We start from the raw sequence: 20,772 nt of genomic DNA on the forward strand, positions 1-20,772 counted from the left end.
CATAAACCTCAAAATTTTCCGCCGCGCTTCGCTTCCGAACTGTCTCTCTCGATCCCGTCCGCCGCTCCGTCTGGCGCCCCGTTGGTGCATCTCTGCGCCGCCGGTGAGGGGGGTTCTACGGTTTGATCGCCATGGCCGCAAGTGCTTTTTTGAGGTTTCTGCAAAAAAACTCTGCAAAGGCCATTTTTCCTTAAAAACCACGGGTGCGACGCCTGTTTGCGAGGCAGTTTCGCCGGGAATATTCGAGGAATCGTGCCCGCAAGCGGCCCTACACCGCGATTCATGTCCGGGAATCCCCGTGAATCGGCCGGATTTTCGGTTTCCATCGTCTGATTTTTTTGAATCGGCCCGATTTGCAGCCGATTCACGACTCGTCTTGCGACTCGCTTTGTTTCGGAGCGCCCACATAGCCAGAAACGGCCTGCAGGATTCGGAATGCTGTAGAGGCGTCATTTTCGACCACAGCCATGAATTCCGATTCCCCAAGCCGCAGCATGTCCAGGTCTGTCTGGGCATACATATCCAATGCGCGTTTTTCTTTACGCAGCAATGCCAGTTCACCCACCAGTGTCCCCGGTCCGGCCACTGCAATAAGATGCTTCGTCCCATCTTCGCCCTGATACCCAAGCCCAGCTTCACCTTCCAGGATCAGATACGCCCCATCCGAAGGGTCATCCCCCATATGGAAGAGATACTCCCCCCTACTCGCCTTGTGCCACTGCGCGCCAAACGCCAGCAGGCGCAGTTGCCGGCGCGACAAGCCCGCAAACATGTCCGTTGAAACAAGCGCCCGCATCTTGCGGCGCAAGTCGGCGCTGGCGGCATTGTCGGTCTCTTCAAAGGCCGCTCCATCGCCGTCTTTGATCCGCCCGTGTTCAATCTCAAGCGATATATCGAACGCGTCGGTATCTTCGAACTCGTCCTCAAGGAATATCTGGGTCGTGTCAGGCAACAACCGACGCAAATTGTCGATGATCCGCGGCCGGTCTTCTTCATCAATACCCGCCAGACAGCGGTTCAGAATCAACACGTCAGGCTTTTTGATGGCCGCCCGGCTGATGGCCAGGGGCTCCGAGAACGATGTTGGCAAGCCGGCACCGGCAATCCCGGATGGCACCGCATACAAAAGCTCGGCAACCTGTTGCTTCATTCCTGCTTCGTCCAGCGCGGCTGCCACAATATCGCGAATGGCTTCGCCACGTGGCCCGGCGGACGCAGAAAGCTTGCCATAAATGGCGTTCTCAAGAACGCTCAGCCCCGGCGCATACTTATCTTCTTCCAGCGGTGCGAAATGCACCACCAGCCATTCGGCCAGCTTTTCCGATTTCTTTTGGCGCAGTTTCAGAATGGACGCCTTAAGTTCGTCGTCAAATCCGGGTCCAATGCGTTCGGCGGACACTTCAAACGGCAAGGCCAGCATCTGGGCAAGCTCGTCGCGCTCCATTGCGTCCAGCCCGACCTCTCTGCTCTTCTCGACCAGAGCCACTTTGTTGGTGAACTCGTCCGGGTTCAGCCCAAGTTGGCGGAACAAGGGGTGATCTGTACCGTCAACGCCAAAGGTCTGGTTCAGCATCTCAATGACTTCCTGCGACATACGCAGAATGCCTTCTTGCAGACCCAATTCATGCAGCAAGGACAGAAAATCGTTGATCGCGCTTGCGGACGGCTCATAGATCGGTTCGCGCGGCGTGGCAAAAAACAGGTTCGCGGCGACTGGAAGCGCCGGGTTATATTCGGCCGGATCAAACCGGTAATAGACCTTGTCCAGCCCCGCCTCGATCAGCTTTTGCTCGATCTGAGGCCGCATCCGGACCAGCGCCTTGGCCAGATCAGAATGATCAGCCTGTTTGAAGGTCTGGTCCAACCCACGGCGGAACAATGCATTGCCTGCCCCCGTGGCGTCCATCAGCTCCAACCACCATGCATGCACCTCGTCTTCGTCGGCCATATCCGCAAGGGCCGGGTCGACCCATTCAGAATAGAAGCGATCCTGGCTGTTGCCGGTGCGCTTGGATTCATAGGCGCGTTTCTTGTCTTCGGCTTCGCCGAGCGGATCAGGTAAATCCGAAAGGGGCTGCCGTTTCAAAGGCATCAGCACATTATGTCCAAACGTCCCCTCAAACACATAAGGAGACGGATCAGCATAACCGATGCGCGTGGCCACCACCCGCTGATGCAATTCCGACAGACGCGTGTCACCAATCTCGATGCGCCCGGACATTGGAAGGATTTCACGCGTAAACAGCTCGGCAACTGCACGCCGTTCTTCGGCGTCATTAGAAGAAATCGCGACCAGCGATCCCTGCGGGAACGTTACATTCAGGTTTTCCAGAACCGAGTCGCCGTCATGATCACGGACATAAACATCCGTCAGCCTGATGTCGCCTTTCAGGCGCGGAATTTCGTCAGGCTCGTCTTCGATCAGTTCCTCGTCGACCATACCCGAAGGTGTGAAGCGTTCGCCAATCAGTATCCAGCGCAGCGACAGATCCTGAACACGGTTGTAATAGTTCAGCAGTTCCTTCCAGGGCCCCGACAAGTCTTTGTACGCCGCCAGCGCAGCAACCAACGCACCCAGCGACACCTGACCGCGAATAACCAGGATGCCGCCAACCAGATAGAAAAAGAACGGGGTCAGCTGGGTAATGAAGTTGTTGAGGAACTTCATAAAGAACTTTTTCTGATAGATCGTTAGACGGATCAGAAACAACGTCCCCAGACGGCGCGTAATGCGCGACAGCCTAAACCGCCATCCACCGTTAACGCGCAACTCAGGTGCACCCGAGGCCGTTTCACCAATCTCAGCCGCCAGATAGCGCACTTCCTGAATACGATCTTTGTTGTGCAGGTTTATCTGCCGCTGAAGTTTGGGGATCAGCCACGCCTGAAACGGGATCAGCGCAATTGCCGCCAGACCAAACCAGACACTTTGCAAAAACAGAAAGCTGAGGATCGTGATCATCTGCCCCGCCTGCATCACCGGAACGCTGATCGCATCGCCCATCATGCCGCCCATCGGTTCGGCCTCTGACGTGATCATCGCCACCAATTCACCCTGCGATGTGCGACGCAAATAGGGTTGCGGGAATCGCGTGATGCGCGTGATCAGCGAAAACCGGAACCGCCGCAGCATACGTTCGGACAAAACACCCTTCATGGTGTTGATCCGCATTTTCATCAGACCATGAAACAGCACGGAAATCAGGAACAGACTACTCAGGACGATCAGGAATGTCTCCTGCGCCATCTCGTAATCCAGCACATCGATAAAGCTTTGATCCGCGTCAATCGCATCGTTGATAATGCGTTTGGGCAGCTCAAGCGTCAGAAACTGCAATGGAAACAGGCACGCCGTTAGCGCCAGAAGCACCATTTGGTCCCGTTTGGAGTATTTCCAAATGAAGGAAAATAACGTGGGTTCTATGTTCCGTTCTCCCGAACCGCCTTGTCAGGGGATTTCAAACTGTCCGTCGCAGGCGATGCTAGCAATGTTACGCAGCGGAATTCAAACGCTTTCTTGCGAATCTGGCAATCAGAAGTTTGCGATCACGAGATTCTGACGCTAGGCTCGTCTGGAATGGGGTTAGATGGGGCCACGTCCGATGGACCAATATTCTGCTATCTTGCTGCTTTTTGCGGCGCTTCAGATCAAGCATCTGGTGGCCGACTTTTTTTTGCAAAATGCCAAGATGATTATGGGACGCGAACGCTACTGGCATATGGGCCGTACACAGCACGCTGCAATCCACGTGGTCTTGTCAGCGTTGTGTTTTGTTATGTTTGGAACCGCCCCTACGCTGATCCTGTGGATCGTGATTGTCGAATTTGTGGTGCATTTCCACATTGACTGGGGCAAAGCGCGGTTTTCCGTCGATAACAAACTAACGCCGGAACAACCAATGTACTGGTACGCAATGGGCACCGACCAGGCGCTGCACCAATTGACTTATATTGCAATGGTCTGGGCATGGCTGGCGTTTAGCTGACGCCCTCAATCACAGCTAACATCAAAGATCGCTGCAATCATCTCGTCCTGAGTAACCGCAAACAGGCGCGCCGTTTCCAAACGACCTTCATCGTTTTGACGGCGGGGAACAATCGCATATCGGATCACTTGGCCAACCGGCACCGCAGCCATGAACCGTGTCTTCATTTCGGAGATACGAGCATCCGGGTAAATGCTCTGCACGCCATATTCAGCAAGCCCACATAACAACATTCCCGGGAGAACTGCCCCGGCTAGTCCCACGGCCTGCGCCGCTGCGTCATCAACGTGGATTGGGTTGGTGTCATACGAGAGCGACAGATAGGCCTTAACACCCCCTGCCCCAATTGGGGTGGTCTCGACCCAGACCGTTTGTGGAGTTTCAAACTTGCTGGCAAACGCAACGCCCTTAAGGGCCTGCATCTCGCGCGCGGTAACAAACCGCAAACGCGTTTGCATCTGCGCGATGACATCATCCTGCGCACTAACTTCAAAATCAAACACAACCCCAGCCGGTTTGACTTCCTCTCTGATCACAACATCAGAAACGTCGGGAAAAACGGCCCCTTTGGTTCGGCGAAATAACTGAAATTCGTGTATAACGCCCAGGGGTTCAGGTGGTGTCATCGCAAGTGTGTTGGCGGCTATCTTTGGATTTCCCAATAACATAGCCGGAGCGATCAAAGGCGTTTCAATCGACACATTTGTGCCGATCAGCCCTGAAAGCACGCCATCCAGAGCCTGGCCGCTTTGCAGATCAGGTAACGGGATATCCGAAACACGGGTTTCCCGAACCTTATTAGCCATATGCGCGAATGATCAGGGTCGCGTTAATGCCCCCGAATGCCAACGAATTGGACATCACAGTATCTGTATTGATCTTGCGGGCGACATTGGCCACAGGATCCAGATCAATCTTGGGATCGCGTTCGTTGAAATTGATCGTTGGCGGCGCAGTTTGCTGGCGCAAAGCACCAATCGCAGTGACCAGTTCCAACGCGCCGGCCGCTCCAAGAGCGTGGCCATGAATTGGCTTTGTCGACGAAATTTCAACGTTGCTCAGATCAGTCCCGAAAACCTCCCGCAACGCACAAACTTCGTTGAAATCGTTTGCTACCGTTCCGGTACCGTGAGCATTGATGTACCCAATATCCGACGGGCTGGCCCCCGCATCGTTCAAAGCCAATTGCATACAGGACGCCGCCCGAATTGGGTCGGGCCGCAAAAGATCACCTGCGTCGGAATTCGTTCCATAGCCAGCAATTTCACAAATAATCTCGGCACCGCGTGCCTGAGCACTTTCCAATGTTTCGATAACGAAGATGCCAGCACCCTCGCCCAGCGTCATCCCATTCCGGTCTTTGCTAAACGGGCGGTTCTTGCCTGCGGTCATAACCCGTAGCAATTCCCAAACCCGAAATACACCGCCCTCAAGGCACGCTTCGGACCCGCCGGTGATACAGCGTTCAATCGCTCCTGACCGTACAAGTTGATATGCCAGACCAATCGACTGGCTGGCAGATGAGCAGGCCGTCGCCATGCAATAGGCTGGCCCTGTTGCGCCAAATTCCATCGATACCCAACTGGCCGACGCGTTGTTCATGATTTTCGGCACGGACATCGGGTCCAGACGCATGCTGCCTTCGGCGCCAAACTTCAGGTAATTCTTGTTGAGCGTTTGCGCGCCACCAAAGCCTGATCCTACGGAAACACCACATTTGTCGCCAAAATCATCAGGAGTCAGCCCGGATTGCGCAACCGCCTCGCGTGCAGCAACAACGGCATAGTTGGCCACCGGCTCCCGCATGCGGTGCTTCATCTCTTCGACCAACTGTTGTTTGACGTCATCCGCCAACGCCGCAGCCGTTTCAACGCGCTGAACTTCGATCTCAGGAAACGATACACCACGGACGCCAGACATGCCTAACTGCGTGGATTCAATCAGCTTTTCCGCACCGCGACCGCAGGCAGAAATGGCTCCCATTCCCGTAATGACAACCCGCTTCACGTCTCGGCGGCCTCTTCTTCTTCGATCTTGGTAATCACGAGGTTGAGCAAATCATCCACCGTTTCAACATCGGTAAGCTCATTATCGACCGAAATGTACACATTGTACTTCTCTTCGATCGCCATCAGGATCATGACAAAATCCGCCGATTGGATGTCTAGCTCATCCAATCTTTTTTCCGGAGCAATATCAGACACTTCCACCATACCTTCATCGGCGACCAAAGCCATCAAATCCCGGGTAAGCGTCTCGCGGTCGGTACTCATTTCCGTCCTTCCAAGTGTTCTGTCTAAATATTCTGTTCGATTCAGTGACCATTATGCCCTGACGCGTCAGATCACAAGTTTATTGAGCAATGCCTCATTATTCCAGCCGGAACTTGGCGTCACGTCGCAACACCCGCCCCTCAAAAACACCTGTCGGCACCACGTTGGTATGACGTCGGCACCGCGTCGGTATCAGCTTTGCATGCCCGGGTCGACCGGTTCTGAAACCGCTCCGCCATTTTCAGCCCAATCTTTGAGCCCGCCAAGGTTCCAGACCTCGCCATAGCCCATGTCTTTGAGCAATTTTCCCGCCAGCGCCGCGCGCCCACCGGACGCACAATGCAGGATCACCGGACGGTCAAACCGCAACTCGGGGTCATGAAACGGAGTCTTGGGGTCTGCCCGAAACTCCAGCATCCCACGCGGAATGTGATGACTGCCCGCCGCCCGGCCATTGGCCTGCAACTCGGGTGCATCGCGAATATCCAGCAACAACGCCCCGTCGGCCACCTTGGCCTGCGCGTCCTCTACAGAAATCCGGGGCACAACCGCATGGGCGGCTTCCAACATCGCAGCAGCAGTCAGAGTCATTGGGCATCTCCAATTTATGTCATCCGCGCCCTTGTTGCGGTTGCGCGGCGGTATGTCAAATCGGGTTCGCTCCCAGTGCCAAAACTTTGGCAGATTGCATATCCATCAAGGATACCAACCTTACTGTTTTTAGAATAGTTTAGCCAACCTTGTAGTAACTGAATGCAGCGACACCTAACGATAGGATCGCGACAATCAAGCTAATTGGGGGTAGCCACTTACTAGTTGCACTTTCAAGAACTATCTTCCAAGCTGATTTTTCAGCAAGCTCTGTTATCCCGTTGAAATCTAAAAATGTTTTCGAGAACTCGTTCGTCGCTCGGTTCGTCAAAGCCGCCTGGTACTCCAGTTTTGGATAAACCCAAGGTTCCAATTTCGAAATGGGATTGTGCTCAAAAAATAGAACTCTGAAAAGGCGGTTTCTCAGACATATTTTTCTTGGCCTCCTTGAAAAGTTGACCAAATATGCACTTAAGTGACCGTCGTATCCCGGGTCAATAATTCCGACATTGAGGCAAAGTAAGCCATCATGCGTCAAGGAAGTGACAAGAGTTGCCAGCCCTGTTACGTTGTCAGGCAACACAATCCGCTCAGTGGTTCGAACGGCTAACATGCAACTTGGTTCCAGCCAAAATTCATCTAGACTCTGCGCCTTGGTTCCACCATCTAATCCCATAGGGAATAACTCACCTATAGTTAAATCGAAGGTGGAATTCTTTAGGTTTTCTTGGTTACACGGTCTGACAAGTTCAAGAGATACAATTTGATCGCCAACTAGCATTGATGGGTCTCCACATGAGTTTTACAACTGGCAATCCACCGGTCGAACAATCACAAGATGATTCCTGCATTATTGATTCACTTGTACATTTGATGCAACAGAGCGATGATCCGGATCGGCAAGTTGCGGCAATTATTTTTGATAAAAACGGGGTAAAAGTATCGGCCGAGGCCAACGGGTTGGTAACGCCCCAAAGTCCAAAAGATGGTGACCGAGTTAGTCGCGTTGGTAACCTAAAGTACTTTTGGTTAGAACACGCAGAACGTAGGGCTATTTTTTCTGCGCTACGTTCTCAAATTGATTTGGATGGCGGGCGAATTTATGTTTCCCTGTTTCCTTGTGCAGAATGCGCAAGAGCCATTGTACAATCGGGCATCCGCTCGGTGGTCGCTCCGGAAATACAGGAAGACGACAATCGCCATTTACAATCAATGACGATTGCTAAGGAAATTTTTGAGGAAGTTGGAGTGGAAATTCTTATTATTGCTCTGCCTAATCATCCATCTTCAGTGCTGAAATAAACGCTTCCTGCGGGATATCCACTTTGCCGAACTGGCGCATCTTTTTCTTACCCGCTTTTTGCTTGTCGAGCAGTTTGCGTTTCCGGGATGCGTCGCCGCCGTAACATTTGGCGGTCACGTCTTTGCGCAGGGCGGACAGCGTTTCGCGGGCGATGACTTTGCCGCCAATCGCCGCCTGAATCGGGATTTTGAACATGTGGCGGGGGATCAGGTCTTTGAGCTTTTCGCACATCGCCCGGCCCCGCTGTTCGGCGCGGTCCCGGTGCACCATCATCGACAGCGCATCAACCGGTTCGTCATTCACAAGCACCGACATCTTCACAAGATTGTCTTCGCGGTAGTCTTCCATCTGGTAATCAAAGCTGGCGTAACCCTTTGTTACCGATTTCAGGCGATCATAGAAATCAAACACAACTTCGTTCAGGGGGAGGTCATACACCACCATCGCGCGGCTGCCGGCATAGGTCAGGTCAAGCTGTATACCACGGCGGTCCTGACACAGTTTCAGCACGTCGCCCAGATATTCGTCTGGCACAAGGATCGTGGCCTTGATGCGGGGTTCTTCCAGATGGTCGACTTTGGACATGTCGGGCATGTCCGCCGGGTTGTGCAGGTCGATCTTTTCGCCCGGCTGACCGTCTTTGCCGTTCATATAGACGTGATAGATCACCGAGGGCGCGGTGGTGATGAGTTCAATGTTATATTCACGCTCGATCCGGTCGCGGATCACCTCGAGGTGCAACAGCCCAAGGAAGCCACAGCGAAAGCCAAAGCCCAGCGCGGCAGAGGTTTCCATTTCAAAACTAAAGGAGGCGTCGTTCAGGGCGAGCTTGTCAATCGCATCGCGCAGGTCTTCGAATTCGGCCGAATCCACCGGGAAGAGACCACAGAACACCACCGGTTGCGCGGGCTTAAAGCCGGGCAGCGCGACGTCGGTGCCGTTGCGGTCATTGGTGATGGTGTCGCCAACGCGGGTGTCGCGCACCTGTTTGATTGACGCCGTGAGAAAGCCGATCTCGCCGGGGCCAAGGCTGTCGATCATCTGCATTTCGGGGCGGAACACGCCGACCCGGTCCACGCTGTGCAGCGTGCCGTTTGACATGAATTTCACGCGCTGGCCCTTTTTCAGGGTGCCGTCCATGATGCGCACAAGCACGATCACGCCAAGATAGGCGTCATACCAGCTGTCCACCAGCATCGCCTTGAGCGGCGCGTTTGCGTCCCCTCCGGGTGCGGGCAGATCACGCACGATGGATTCCAGCGTCTCGTGGATGCCCTGCCCGGTTTTGGCAGACACCTGAATGGCGCCGGTGGCGTCGATGCCGATCACGTCTTCGATTTGCTCTGCGACGCGGTCACAATCGCTGGCAGGCAGGTCGATCTTGTTCAGAACCGGCACAATCTCGTGATCGGCTTCGATGGCCTGATACACGTTGGCCAGCGTCTGCGCCTCAACACCTTGGGTGGAGTCCACAACCAGCAACGAGCCCTCGACCGCTTTCATAGAGCGGGAGACCTCGTAGGCGAAATCGACGTGGCCGGGGGTGTCGATCAGGTTGAGCACATAGGTCTCACCATCATCGGCCTTGTAGTCGATGCGCACGGTGTTGGCTTTGATGGTAATGCCCCGCTCGCGCTCGATATCCATGCTGTCGAGCAGCTGTTCCTTCATGTCACGATCCTTGACCGTGCCCGTCTCCTGGATGAGGCGGTCAGCAAGGGTGGATTTCCCGTGGTCGATATGTGCGACGATGGAGAAATTGCGGATTTTGGTCAGGTCGATCATGGTTGCGGGATATGGAGGGGAACGCGGGTTTGGTCAAGGTGATATGGACATCTGTTACATTCTCCAATGCACTTTGACGGCACAACACCTTAAGGTGGCCTGACCATGAAAGGAAACGCCGTGCAGAGTCGCCTAACCATAATACTGTTCGTCGATCTAGTTGGGTATTCTGCAATGATGGATCAGGACCCCGGTCTGGCCATAGATGCGGTCCGCACATTGAAGTCGACTCATCTGGAACCCTTCGCACAAAAAGCAGGTGGGACAATTTTGAAACGGATGGGAGACGGCTGGATAATAGAATTCCCATCCATTGCTGCCGCGTTGGATTGTGCGATGCAAGTTCAGTCTGGCCTATATAAACACCAGTCCCTCAAACTTCGCATCGGCTGTCATCTCGGCGAGATCATTGAAGACGACGACGATTTCTATGGTGCGGGGGTTAATATCGCGCAGAGAGTTCAGACCGAAGCACCGCCGGGCGGGCTGATGATCACCGAGGATATATTTCGGCAACTGCCCGAAACCAGGCACAGTGATTTTTCTGACGCCGGAACGTTTGCTCTCAAGAACATTTCTCAACCAGCTCGACTCTTTCAGTGGCGCCCACGGCCCAACTCTGTTGCGCAGTTGGGCGACGTACCTTCGATCGAGGTTCACGCTATCGGGTATGCGCCCGCAGATACTGAAACCATGAGCGTTGTGGAAGACCTTCGAAGCCAACTGATTTCTCGTTTGTCCAAGCGCAAAGGCGTTTCTGTGTTCGATGGACTGGCCGGCACCGCTGACAACGCCACGTATGATTTGCGAGGGCGGCTCCGGTTGGAAGGACAATTAGGGCGTCTTTCGCTGACTCTAATGTTGCGTGAAGAAGGGCGGCCGGTCTGGTCTGAGAATTACGAGTCTTCAACAAATAATATTTTTGAGTTTTGCGACAACATCCTCGAACTTGCCGAGAGTGACTTGCGACTTCAAACCAATGCCTTTGACGGGGATCGACTAGCGGGTGTTCCGGACAACGATCTCAGCGTTTCAGAGCTTCGGGCGCGTGCTGCCAATGAATATTATAAAGTAACTTACGAAAGCTGGGCCAGAGGGCTGGCGCTCATGCACCGGGCGTTGACACTGAATGCTTCGGACGGAGTATCTCTGGCCATGCGGGTAGAAGCAGAATTGATGCTCCACACTGCACGCTACGAAACCATGCCATCACCTAAAGTCGAAGCGTTGATGACCGATTTGGATTTCGCCGTGATTCAGATGCCGCGCAGCGACTATGTCTTCTGGACCCGGGGAATGTTCCGCATAACTTTTCTTGACGACATTGCGGGCGCAAAGTCAGACCTTGCCCGCAGTGCTCAAGTTAACCCGACCTATCTGGAAACGCACGAATTGCGAGGGCATATTGCGATGCGCGAGGGGGATTTTGCGGAGGCGGATCGAGCATTTTCAAGAATTGTCGACCGCGGTGCAGGCGATCCATTGCAAGTTTATCGAACGTTTCTTCGTGCTGTAGCCCGGTTCTGCAATCAGGATTACCAGGGTGCGGTTGATGACGCCACAGTCGCTGCAGACTTACGACCAAATGAGGTCGGGCATTATCATCTTGCCAGCCTTGCCTATGGCGCGATGGGCAAAATGGAAGAGTCTCAGCATCAGGATGCTTTGGCCAAAAGACTCGACTACTCGCCCGCGATTTCGACTCGAAGACCGGTTTTGCCAGCGAACTTCGCGTGGCTGGCTAAAAAGCTCGCGCCACTCGCCTGAAATGTCGGAGCCGAACTAAGATAGCTTAAAGGTGTCCTTTCGGAAAATTTTCGCCGGATATTCGAGAAACTTTACCTGCCCCCTTGCAACCGCGTTTGGTCATCCCGAGATTCTAGACTAACCTGTTCAGAAGCAGACCGCTTTTAATCAATACCGGACGAAATTATGAACCGCCGACTGACAATTCTGATGTGTGCCGATCTTGTTGGCTACTCTGCCCTGATGGGAGAGGACGAGGCGCTGGCGGTGAAATCCGTGCGCGATCTGAAATCGCAGCTGCTGGAACCTGTTGCGGCAAATTATGGCGGTGAGGTGCTTAAGCGTATGGGCGACGGCTGGATTTTGTCGTTTCCGGGCGTCGAGGCTGCGCTGAGCTGTGCGGAAGAAGTTCAGACCGGTCTTGCCGAACACGAGGTGATCAAGCTGCGTATTGGCTGTCACATCGGGGAGATTGTCGAAGACGAAGATGATTTTTACGGCAATGGCGTCAATATCGCGCAACGCATCGAAACCGAGGCGCCTCCGGGTGGGGTGATGCTGAGCGAGGATCTGTTTCGCCAGCTGTCCGAAAACCGGCGTGACGCGCTGAGCGATGCGGGTGTGTTCAAGCTAAAGAATATCGCCACGCCGATCCGATTGTATCAGTGGCGCCCTGCCAACCTGACTACGGCGCCAGATGCGGGTGCCCTGCCCTCGATTGGTATCGAGGCGATTAGTTTTGCGCCAAATGACAGCGATACCGAGGCGCTGGCCACGGATTTGCATGACGGGTTGATGCAGCATTCGCTGAAACGCACAGGCATCACCACGGTGGATGCGGCGCAGGATCCGGTCACGCCAACTGTGTTTTTGTTGCGCGGACGGCTGCGGGTGGCGCGCGATCAGGGGCGGTTCACGCTGTCGCTGTTGTTTCGCGAGGACATGAGCACGGTTTGGACCAACACCTATGAGGGCGATACCAGCGATGTGTTTGCGTTTTGCGACGATGTGCTGGACCGGGCCGAGGCGGATGTGCGTATTCAGACCATTCAGCATGATGGCGACCGGCTGGAACATCTGACCACCGACCAGCTGAGCGTTTCTGAGCTGCGGGCGCGTGCGGTCAATGAGTTTTTCAAGCAAACGCTGGAGCATTTGGACAAAGGTTATGGCGCGTTGGAACGAGCGTTGGCGTTGTCGCCCAATGACACCATGTCATTGGCCATGCGGGCACAGGCGCGCATCAATCGGTGGTCGATTGATCACGAAGACAATTCCGAGGCGCTGAACGTCTGGCTATCCCGCGATCTGGATCAGGCCGTGGCGGATGCTCCTAACAGCGATTTCGTATTCTGGGCGCGCGGTATGTACCGGCTGCGCATGCTGGACGATTTAGAAGGCGCGCGGTTCGACATGGAGCAATCCTTGCGGATCAACCCGACCTTTTTGGGCATTGTGGAATTGCGCTCGCAGCTTGCATTGCGCGAGGGGCGGTTTGGCGATGCGATAGAGGCGCAGGATGCTTATTTGCGTCTGGGATCGGCTGATCCATTTCGGTTAACCCGGCTTGGCCTGTTTGCGCGTACGCGTTTGTGTCTGGGCGACACTGAGGCCGCGCTGCAGGAAAGTGGTGAAGCGGTAAATCTGGCGCCCCGCGATCGTGGGCTGCATTTGTTGCGCGCAGTGGTGTGCCGCGAGGCGGGCGATCAGCCCGGATTAGAGGCCGCGCGCAAGGCGGCGCAGGCGTTGGACAAAGTGGCTTCGATCCCGGCGCAGCGCATTCCGTTGCCCGAGGAATTCGAATGGCTTAACACAGCGTTGCACCCTCAGGCGGACCCGGTTTAGCGGCGCAACCTATTGGCCGCCCAAGTTGACCCAGCTGCCATTGCGGCGGCTGTCAGCAGACACAGCGGCAGTCCGCCCAGCTGATAAGACAGCCCTGACAGCAAAGTACCGATCAGGCGCCCGGCGGCGTTGGACATATAGTAAAACCCAACATCCATCGTCACCCGCTCGCCTGTGGTGAAGGCGAGGATGAGGTAGGAATGCACCGAAGAATTCACCGCAAACACAAAGCCAAACAGCAACAGGCCAGCGATCAGAATGCCTGTAAGGCCCGGCGGATTAACCCATGCGGCCCCGGCCAGCGCCAGTGGGATCAGGGTCAGCAGAGCCACCCAGAGTACGGCTTTGTGCACGATCTGCGCCGGTGTGCTGGTGCTGGCGTTCAACAGTCTGGGCGCAATGCCCTGAACGATGCCATAAAGGATGATCCAGACCGCCATGAAACTGCCGATCATGAAAAACGCTGCACGGTTGCCCGTTTCTGACCCATCCGACAACACCGCATAGAAATAGATCGGAATGCCCACCACAAACCAGACGTCCCGCGCCCCGAACAGGAACATACGCGCGAGGCTGAGGCGGTTGATGTTGGCGTCCGTGGAAAAGACTTGTGAAAACTTAACGGAATTCTTGCCCTGCGGCAGGCCCGACGGCATGAACAGCGTCACGCCGATCAGAACCAAAGCCAGCGCGCCTGCCATAATCCAGACCGAAGCGACAAATCCCCAGAGCGCCAGCAAGGCCGCACCCAGCAGGAAGCCAATCCCTTTGACCGCGTTTTTTGACCCGGTCAGGATGGCCACCCACCGAAACAGCGCGCCATTACCTGTGGGGGCCAAAAGCTTAACCGCCGACTTGGCAGACATCTTGGCCAGATCCTTGGCCACACCAGACAGGCCCTGGACACACATAACAAAAATCACCGACGCGCTCAGGCTCCAGCGCGGATCAAGCTGCGCCAGCGCAACCAGCGCCACGATCTGAAGCGACAGCCCGGCATAAAGCGTTGATGTCAGGCCAAACCGCGCCGCCAGCCATCCGGCAGACAGGTTGGTGACAACCCCCATCAGTTCATAAAGCACAAACAGATAGGCCAGCTGCACCGCCGAAAACCCCAGCGTGTGAAAATGCAACAGCACCAGCATGCGCAATGCACCATCCGTGAGCATGAACGCCCAATAGGCCGCCGTGACCGCGCCATAGGCAGCAAGGCCCTGAGGTTTTCTGTCAACGGTCATGGGGCGGCGCTCACAGGCTGGCGATGACCATGCGGGTCACGTCGGCCAGACGAAAGGCATAGCCCCATTCGTTGTCATACCATGCATAAATCTTGACGTGTCGTCCGTTGACCACGCGTGTCGACAGCGCGTCGATGATCGTGGACCGGTCGTCATTGGTGAAATCACAGCTGACCAGCGGGCGGGTTTCATAGCCAAGGATACCCTCAAGCACCCCGTTGGACGCCTCTTCGAACAGGGCGTTCACCTCCTGAGGGGTTGTATCGCGTGCAACGTCGAACACGATGTCGGTCAATGATGCATTCAACAACGGCACCCGCACGGCGTGGCCGTCGATACGCCCCTCAAGCTCGGGGAATATCTGAATGATCGCCTTGGCCGATCCGGTGGTGGTCGGGATCAGCGAATTCAGTGCCGACCGGGCACGCCGTGCATCCTTGTGCACCCGGTCCACAATGGTCTGCGTGTTGGTCACATCGTGGATCGTGGTAAAGCTGGCTTGCTCAATACCCAGATGTTCGTTGATCACCTTGACCACAGGCGCAATGCAATTGGTCGTACAGGACGCAGCAGTTATGACCTTATGCTGGTTCGCATCGTAAATGTCGTCATTCACGCCATAGACAATGTTGGCCACGCCATCATCTTTGACCGGCGCTGACACCACGACCTTTTTCACGCCTGCATCAAAATAGGGCTGCAGCCTGGCGTTGGACTTAAACGCGCCGGTGCAGTCAACGACAAGATCAACGCCCAACTCCTGCAGCGGCAGCTCAGCCAGATCGCGGGTCGAGGTGAACCGCATTTTGTGCCCATCAATGGTGATGCTGTCCGCATCATGCCCGAAATCCGCACGCCAGCGCCCATGCACCGTGTCAAATTCCAGCAAATGCGCGTGCAGTTCGGCATCCCCTGCCCCATCATTCAGCAAAACAATCTCGGCCTCCAGACCCAGATCGAAAAAGCTGCGAATGGCCAGCTTGCCCATGCGGCCAAGGCCGTTAATCGCGATTTTGATCATTGAATTAATCCTTACTCAGACGGAAACCAGCCGCGCGTACGGTTGGCAAATGCAACAAGAGACAGCATGACGGGCACTTCCACCAACACACCGACCACCGTGGCCAGCGCAGCCCCGGACCCCAGCCCAAACAACGAGATTGCCACCGCAACCGCCAGCTCAAAGAAATTCGACGTACCGATCATGGCGCAGGGCGCAGCAACGTTGAACGGCACTTTCCACAGGCGTGCAGCACCGTAAGCGATGAAAAAGATACCGTAAGACTGGATCAACAGCGGAATGGCAATCAGCACGATCACCAAGGGCCGGTCTAAAATGACCTGTCCCTGAAACCCGAACAACAACACAACAGTCACCAACAGACCGGCGATGGAAAACGGCTGTACGCGGGCTTTGAAGTCGTCAACTGCCGCCTCGCCGCCCTGTTGCACAAGCTTGTTTCGGGTGATCAACCCCGCCAGCAAAGGCAACGCCACGTACAGGATGACCGACAGGATCAGTGTGGCCCAGGGCACAACTATGTCAGTCACGCCCAGCAGAAAGGCCACAATTGGCGCAAAAGCAAATACCATGATCACGTCGTTCACGCTGACCTGTACCAGCGTATAGGTGGCGTCTCCGCGTGTCAGGTTCGACCAGACAAACACCATCGCTGTACAAGGCGCCGCCCCCAACAGGATCACCCCTGCCAGATAGGCCTGCGCGTCATCCGGTGGGATCAGCCCGGCAAACACGACGTTGAAAAACAAAACACCCAACGCCGCCATGGTGAAAGGTTTGATTAGCCAGTTGACCACCAGCGTGATCACCAACCCTTTGGGACGATCGCCAATCTTTTTCAGCGCGCCAAAGTCGACCCCCACCATCATCGGATATACCATCGCCCAGATCAGCACCGCCACAGGCAGGTTGACCGACGCAATCTCTAACCCGGCCAGAAACCCAAACATGCCGGGAAACACCGCCCCCAGCCCCAGACCGGCCCCAATCGCCAGCGCCACCCAAAGCGACAAATAGCGTTCAAATGTGCCCAAACCGGCGTCTAACTGTGTGCTGTCGCTCATGCGCAGGGTCCCTCTTCACAGGCAATCATTTCGATCAATGGCTGGCATTGCTCCGGTTTGCCGCCACAGCAATCCTGCAGCAGAAATCCAAGCAATCCGCGCAGGCCATACGTGTCGGCAAAGTAGCGAATGGCACGCCCCTGGCGTTCATTGCGCACCAGACCGGCGTTCAACAACACCGACAAATTGGCCGACAGCGTGTTTTGACGCACATCCAGCGCCTGAGCGATTTCTCCGGCCAGCATACCGGCGTCGCCCCTGGTGATCAGCAAACGAAACACGTCCAGCCGGGTCGGCTGACTGAGGGCGGCAAATGCGTTCAAAGCGGTACTCTTTTCCATATATCATGAATTATGGAAGTATAGAGTGGCGCGCAAGTCCCTTTCCAGCGCCGTTCTGCAAAGTTTTTGTGACATTCAGGTGGACGCGACGCTTGACATCACCCGCGCGCTGTCGCGTCCTCTACGGAACCCCAACCGGAGACGACATGACAGTATTAACGCTCATTCTGGCCACTTGTATCGGGCTTGTGCTGTTGTCACGGATCCTTGCGCGACAGGCGGAAATGGCGCTGCCTCCGGCTGGCGACATGCAAGCCGTCACTGGTGGCACGATCCATTATGTCGAAACAGGGCGCCAGGATGCGCAGACCGTTGTCATGATCCACGGGTTGGCGGGCAATCTGCATCACTTCACCTATGGCATGGTTGCGCCGCTGGCTCAGGATTTCCGCGTGATCGCGCTGGACCGGCCGGGGTGTGGCTATTCCCTGCGCGACACGGACGATCAGGCACATCTGCAGGTTCAGGCGCGCATGATCTGGGAATTTCTGGATGCCCGCGACGTCACATCGCCGGTTCTGGTTGGTCATTCCCTTGGCGGCGCGGTTGCGCTGGCCATGGCGCTTGAACGTCCGCATGCCGTGGGCGCGCTGGCCCTGCTGTGTCCGGCCACTCAGCCGCAATCACATACGCCTGACGTGTTTCGCCCACTGCAGGTTAAATCGCCCCTGCTGCGCCGGGCTCTGGCGCATACGGTGGTGGCCCCAACCACCAAACTGACCCGCAAACACATGCTGAAAGAGATTTTCGCGCCGGACGTGGTTGTCGAAGATTTTCAGATCAAAGCAGGCGGCATTCAGGCATTTCGCCCGCAAACATTCATCTCGGCCTCAGCTGATCTGATGGGCACCCGCGCTGATGTGCGCCACCTGACCGACCGCTACGCCACGGATCTGCACGCGCCCGGCGCCATTCTGTTTGCACAAGACGACATGATCCTGTCGCCTGACCACCACGGCGCGCCAATGGCGCAGTTTGGCCTGCCAATGCAGACCTTGCCCGGACATGGTCACATGATCCCGGTCACCGCGCCCGACGCCTGTTGCGACTTTGTTCGACAGGTTGCGCGCCAGGCCAAACCCTGACCCGCACCTTCATTTTGCCAAAAATACTCGGGGGAGCCGCGCGCCCGGCACGGGTGTGCGGCGGGGGCAACGCCCCCACACCTGCGATCAGCCAAACACATCCAATGGCCGGTCTTCCAGCATCGTCTCCATCGAGAAAAACCCCGTCACCGTGTCCAGCTCGTACCCGGTTGTCAGCCGCCGATAGACGGCATCATACCCGGACATGCCACGGGTGACGATCTTGAGCATATAATCCCAGTCCCCGCCAATACGGTGCATCTCGGCCACCTGCGGAATACGCCCGACATGTTTGCGGAACCCCTCGGCCCATTCCATGGAATGGTTGCGCGTGCGCACCATCACAAACACCGTCAGATCCAACCCGAGCGCCTGCGGGTCAAGCCGCATACGCGCACCTAAAAGAATGCCGCTCTCTTCAAGGCGCTTCAAACGGCGCCACATGGCATTTTGCGACAGTCCAACGCGCTCGGCAACGTCGCGCTGGGACAATGAGGCATCCTTTTGCAGTAAATCCAGAATCTGTCGATCAATATGGTCTAATTCTCTCTTCATTCCGATCAAATGACACAAAATTGGATGTTTTTCAATATCAATTAGGGGAAGCTTACCCACATGATCCACCTTATCTTTGCTCTACATTACTCACGGAAAAAGGTGTCCCATGTCCCATCAGCCAAGCGCATTTGAACGTTTCGCCAACCAGCTCACCCGGCAAGGTGACGTTATCGACTCTTTGCGCGACGGTCTGATCGGCGGGGACGCCTTGATCGAGACACCCTTTGGGCCGCGCAAGCTGATCTATGCGGATTACGTCGCCTCGGGACGCGCACTGCGTCAGGTCGAAACGTTCGTGATGGAAGAGGTTCTGCCCTATTACGCCAATTCACACACCGAAGCCTCCTTTTGCGGCGCCCACACCACGCGGTTGCGCGAAGAAGCCCGAGGCGTGATTGCGCGCCTGACAAACGCGCCACGCGCCGATAACGCGGTCATTTTTTCCGGCGCCGGCGCCACCAGCGGTCTGAACCAGCTGGTACATCTGCTGAATGTTGATGCCAACGCCACCGTTCTTGTCGGCCCGTACGAACACCACTCCAACCTGCTGCCTTGGCGCGAAAGCGGCGCGCGGGTCATCGAAATCCCTGAAGCCCCTGATGCCGGGCCGGATTTGGCGGCGCTCAAAGCAGCACTTGAGGCACATAGCAAAACAGGCCCGGTGATCGTCGCGATGAGCGCAGCCGCCAACGTCACTGGCGTTTGCGCTGATGTTGTTGCGGTGACGCGGCTCGTCAAACGACATGGCGGGCTGATGGTTTGGGATTATGCGGGTGGCGGACCTTATCTGAAAATGGACATGGCCCCCGAGGCGGGTGCCGACATCGACGCGATTGTGTTTTCCGGTCACAAGTTCATCGGTGGTCCGGGCGCCAGCGGCGTTCTGATCCTGCGCCGTGACGCGGTACGCACAAGCGTGCCCTATCGCCCCGGCGGAGGCACCGTGGCCTTTGTAAACGCACATCAGCACGATTACGTCACCCATCTTGAACAGCGCGAAGAGGGCGGCACGCCCAATGTGATCGGCGACATCCGTGTCGCCTTGGCGATGATTGCAAAAGACGTGATCGGACAGGCCTATTTTGACGCCCGCAACTGGGAACTGGCGCGCGGCTCCTTTGCGGCATGGGGCGCACATCCCAATATTCATATTCTCGCATCAGAGCGGCGCGAACGTCTGCCGATCCTGTCATTTGTACCCTACACAAACGAGGGCGAGCGCATTGACCACAATGCCTTTACCCGCGCGCTGTCAGATCATTTTGGCATTCAGGCGCGCGGCGGGTGTTCCTGTGCGGGCCCATATGTACATGCGTTGCTGGGAATCGATGACGCCACATCATCAACCATCCGCGCGGATATCCTGCATGGCGACAACGCCAGCAAACCCGGTTTTGTGCGATTGAACCTAAGCGTTCTGATGCACGATGAAACCGTCGATTTCATTCTGGCCTCTGTCGCAGAGCTGGCCAGCGGCTGGACAGCCCAGGCCGCCTGACCACGTGCGGATCACAGCGTGGTTTTGCGATATTTAAACGCGCCAGACCCGCGCGCGATGATCTCTTGCGTTTCGTCCAGCACGGTTGCCTCGGCAAAAAACGTGCTGGCACCCCCGCCAGTGCGTCGTCCTTCGGCGATCAGAATATGGCCCTTGGGGCGGGATAGAAAGTTGGTTGTCATCGACAAGGTCAGTGCCAGCTTTTTATGCGCCGGATCGCCTGTGTAACATCCGGCATAGCCCATAACTGTGTCCAGCAATGTCGCATAAATCCCGCCATGCGGAATGCCCGCGCGGTTCATCAGGAAATGCTCAATCGGCAGCTCTATGCGGGCAAAATCACTGTCCCAGTGGGTCAGTTGAAAACCAAGATGGCGTTGCAGCGCATAGGGCGCCTCATTCAGTTCGGGATCAAGAGGGGTAAGGGTCATAACATCC

Annotated in this window: 19 protein-coding genes; 6 read left to right on the top strand and 13 right to left on the bottom strand. The window is 55.9% G+C overall.

The features are described 5' to 3' along the window. Positions 1 to 364: 364 nt before the first annotated feature. A complete protein-coding gene (locus ABJI08_RS06625; protein WP_348401035.1) occupies positions 365 to 3,373 on the bottom strand; it encodes a cyclic nucleotide-binding domain-containing protein in 3,009 nt (1,002 codons plus the stop codon). Positions 3,374 to 3,602: 229 nt separating this feature from the next. Between ABJI08_RS06625 and ABJI08_RS06630 the strand changes: the two genes are divergently transcribed. Further along, on the top strand, positions 3,603 to 3,986 hold the full coding sequence (locus tag ABJI08_RS06630; protein ID WP_348401036.1) for a DUF3307 domain-containing protein: 384 nt from the start codon (positions 3,603 to 3,605) through the stop codon (positions 3,984 to 3,986). Positions 3,987 to 3,991: 5 nt separating this feature from the next. Here the strand turns inward: ABJI08_RS06630 and ABJI08_RS06635 are convergent, their stop codons facing one another. The 5 genes from ABJI08_RS06635 to ABJI08_RS06655 form a co-directional block, all read right to left on the bottom strand. Continuing rightward, positions 3,992 to 4,792, bottom strand: coding sequence for a MaoC family dehydratase (locus ABJI08_RS06635; protein WP_348401037.1), 801 nt, complete (start codon positions 4,790 to 4,792; stop codon positions 3,992 to 3,994). Beyond that, a complete protein-coding gene (locus ABJI08_RS06640; protein WP_348401038.1) occupies positions 4,785 to 5,993 on the bottom strand; it encodes a beta-ketoacyl-[acyl-carrier-protein] synthase family protein in 1,209 nt (402 codons plus the stop codon). The genes ABJI08_RS06635 and ABJI08_RS06640 overlap by 8 nt, the downstream gene beginning before the upstream one ends. Further along, entirely contained in the window at positions 5,990 to 6,259 is a 270-nt protein-coding gene (locus ABJI08_RS06645; RefSeq protein WP_348401039.1) for a phosphopantetheine-binding protein, read from the bottom strand. The genes ABJI08_RS06640 and ABJI08_RS06645 overlap by 4 nt, the downstream gene beginning before the upstream one ends. Before the next feature lie 192 nt (positions 6,260 to 6,451). Further along, positions 6,452 to 6,850, bottom strand: coding sequence for a rhodanese-like domain-containing protein (locus tag ABJI08_RS06650; protein ID WP_348401040.1), 399 nt, complete (start codon positions 6,848 to 6,850; stop codon positions 6,452 to 6,454). Between the two features lie 139 nt (positions 6,851 to 6,989). Beyond that, positions 6,990 to 7,631, bottom strand: coding sequence for a hypothetical protein (locus tag ABJI08_RS06655; protein WP_348401041.1), 642 nt, complete (start codon positions 7,629 to 7,631; stop codon positions 6,990 to 6,992). Between the two features lie 14 nt (positions 7,632 to 7,645). On the opposite strand from ABJI08_RS06655, the gene ABJI08_RS06660 reads away from it, so the two are divergent. Continuing rightward, positions 7,646 to 8,152, top strand: coding sequence for a deaminase (locus ABJI08_RS06660; protein ID WP_348401042.1), 507 nt, complete (start codon positions 7,646 to 7,648; stop codon positions 8,150 to 8,152). Here the strand turns inward: ABJI08_RS06660 and lepA are convergent. After that, complete coding sequence (lepA, locus tag ABJI08_RS06665) at positions 8,124 to 9,938, bottom strand: translation elongation factor 4 (protein ID WP_348401043.1); 1,815 nt, start codon at positions 9,936 to 9,938, stop codon at positions 8,124 to 8,126. The genes ABJI08_RS06660 and lepA overlap by 29 nt on opposite strands. Positions 9,939 to 10,058: 120 nt before the next feature. On the opposite strand from lepA, the gene ABJI08_RS06670 reads away from it, so the two are divergent. Continuing rightward, positions 10,059 to 11,705, top strand: coding sequence for an adenylate/guanylate cyclase domain-containing protein (locus tag ABJI08_RS06670; protein WP_348401044.1), 1,647 nt, complete (start codon positions 10,059 to 10,061; stop codon positions 11,703 to 11,705). A 165-nt stretch (positions 11,706 to 11,870) separates the two neighbouring features. Continuing rightward, a complete protein-coding gene (locus tag ABJI08_RS06675; protein WP_348401045.1) occupies positions 11,871 to 13,529 on the top strand; it encodes an adenylate/guanylate cyclase domain-containing protein in 1,659 nt (552 codons plus the stop codon). Here the strand turns inward: ABJI08_RS06675 and arsJ are convergent. The 4 genes from arsJ to ABJI08_RS06695 are packed head-to-tail and all read right to left on the bottom strand — an operon-like array spanning position 13,526 to position 17,193. Further along, positions 13,526 to 14,767, bottom strand: a complete 1,242-nt coding sequence (gene arsJ, locus ABJI08_RS06680; RefSeq protein WP_348401046.1) for an organoarsenical effux MFS transporter ArsJ — start codon at positions 14,765 to 14,767, stop codon at positions 13,526 to 13,528. The two genes, ABJI08_RS06675 and arsJ, sit on opposite strands and share 4 nt — an antisense overlap. Positions 14,768 to 14,777: 10 nt before the next feature. Continuing rightward, a complete protein-coding gene (locus tag ABJI08_RS06685) occupies positions 14,778 to 15,788 on the bottom strand; it encodes an ArsJ-associated glyceraldehyde-3-phosphate dehydrogenase (protein WP_348401047.1) in 1,011 nt (336 codons plus the stop codon). Between the two features lie 11 nt (positions 15,789 to 15,799). Further along, positions 15,800 to 16,852 (bottom strand): ACR3 family arsenite efflux transporter, encoded by a 1,053-nt coding sequence (arsB, locus tag ABJI08_RS06690; protein WP_348401048.1) that lies wholly within the window; start codon positions 16,850 to 16,852, stop codon positions 15,800 to 15,802. Beyond that, complete coding sequence (locus ABJI08_RS06695; protein ID WP_348401049.1) at positions 16,849 to 17,193, bottom strand: metalloregulator ArsR/SmtB family transcription factor; 345 nt, start codon at positions 17,191 to 17,193, stop codon at positions 16,849 to 16,851. The genes arsB and ABJI08_RS06695 overlap by 4 nt, the downstream gene beginning before the upstream one ends. A 146-nt stretch (positions 17,194 to 17,339) precedes the next feature. Between ABJI08_RS06695 and ABJI08_RS06700 the strand changes: the two genes are divergently transcribed. Continuing rightward, positions 17,340 to 18,278 (top strand): alpha/beta hydrolase, encoded by a 939-nt coding sequence (locus ABJI08_RS06700; RefSeq protein WP_348401050.1) that lies wholly within the window; start codon positions 17,340 to 17,342, stop codon positions 18,276 to 18,278. Positions 18,279 to 18,365: 87 nt separating this feature from the next. Here the strand turns inward: ABJI08_RS06700 and ABJI08_RS06705 are convergent, their stop codons facing one another. Further along, on the bottom strand, positions 18,366 to 18,833 hold the full coding sequence (locus ABJI08_RS06705) for an Lrp/AsnC family transcriptional regulator (RefSeq protein WP_348401051.1): 468 nt from the start codon (positions 18,831 to 18,833) through the stop codon (positions 18,366 to 18,368). 109 nt (positions 18,834 to 18,942) lie between these two features. Here ABJI08_RS06705 and ABJI08_RS06710 point away from each other — a divergent pair, with 109 nt between their 5' ends. Continuing rightward, positions 18,943 to 20,334 carry an aminotransferase class V-fold PLP-dependent enzyme gene (locus ABJI08_RS06710; RefSeq protein WP_348401052.1) on the top strand — a complete coding sequence of 464 codons (1,392 nt, stop codon included), beginning with the start codon at positions 18,943 to 18,945 and terminating at the stop codon, positions 20,332 to 20,334. Between the two features lie 11 nt (positions 20,335 to 20,345). Here the strand turns inward: ABJI08_RS06710 and ABJI08_RS06715 are convergent, their stop codons facing one another. After that, on the bottom strand, positions 20,346 to 20,765 hold the full coding sequence (locus ABJI08_RS06715; protein WP_348401053.1) for a PaaI family thioesterase: 420 nt from the start codon (positions 20,763 to 20,765) through the stop codon (positions 20,346 to 20,348). Positions 20,766 to 20,772: the final 7 nt, after the last annotated feature.

The organism is Shimia sp. (assembly GCF_039969785.1).
Classification (GTDB): domain Bacteria; phylum Pseudomonadota; class Alphaproteobacteria; order Rhodobacterales; family Rhodobacteraceae; genus Shimia.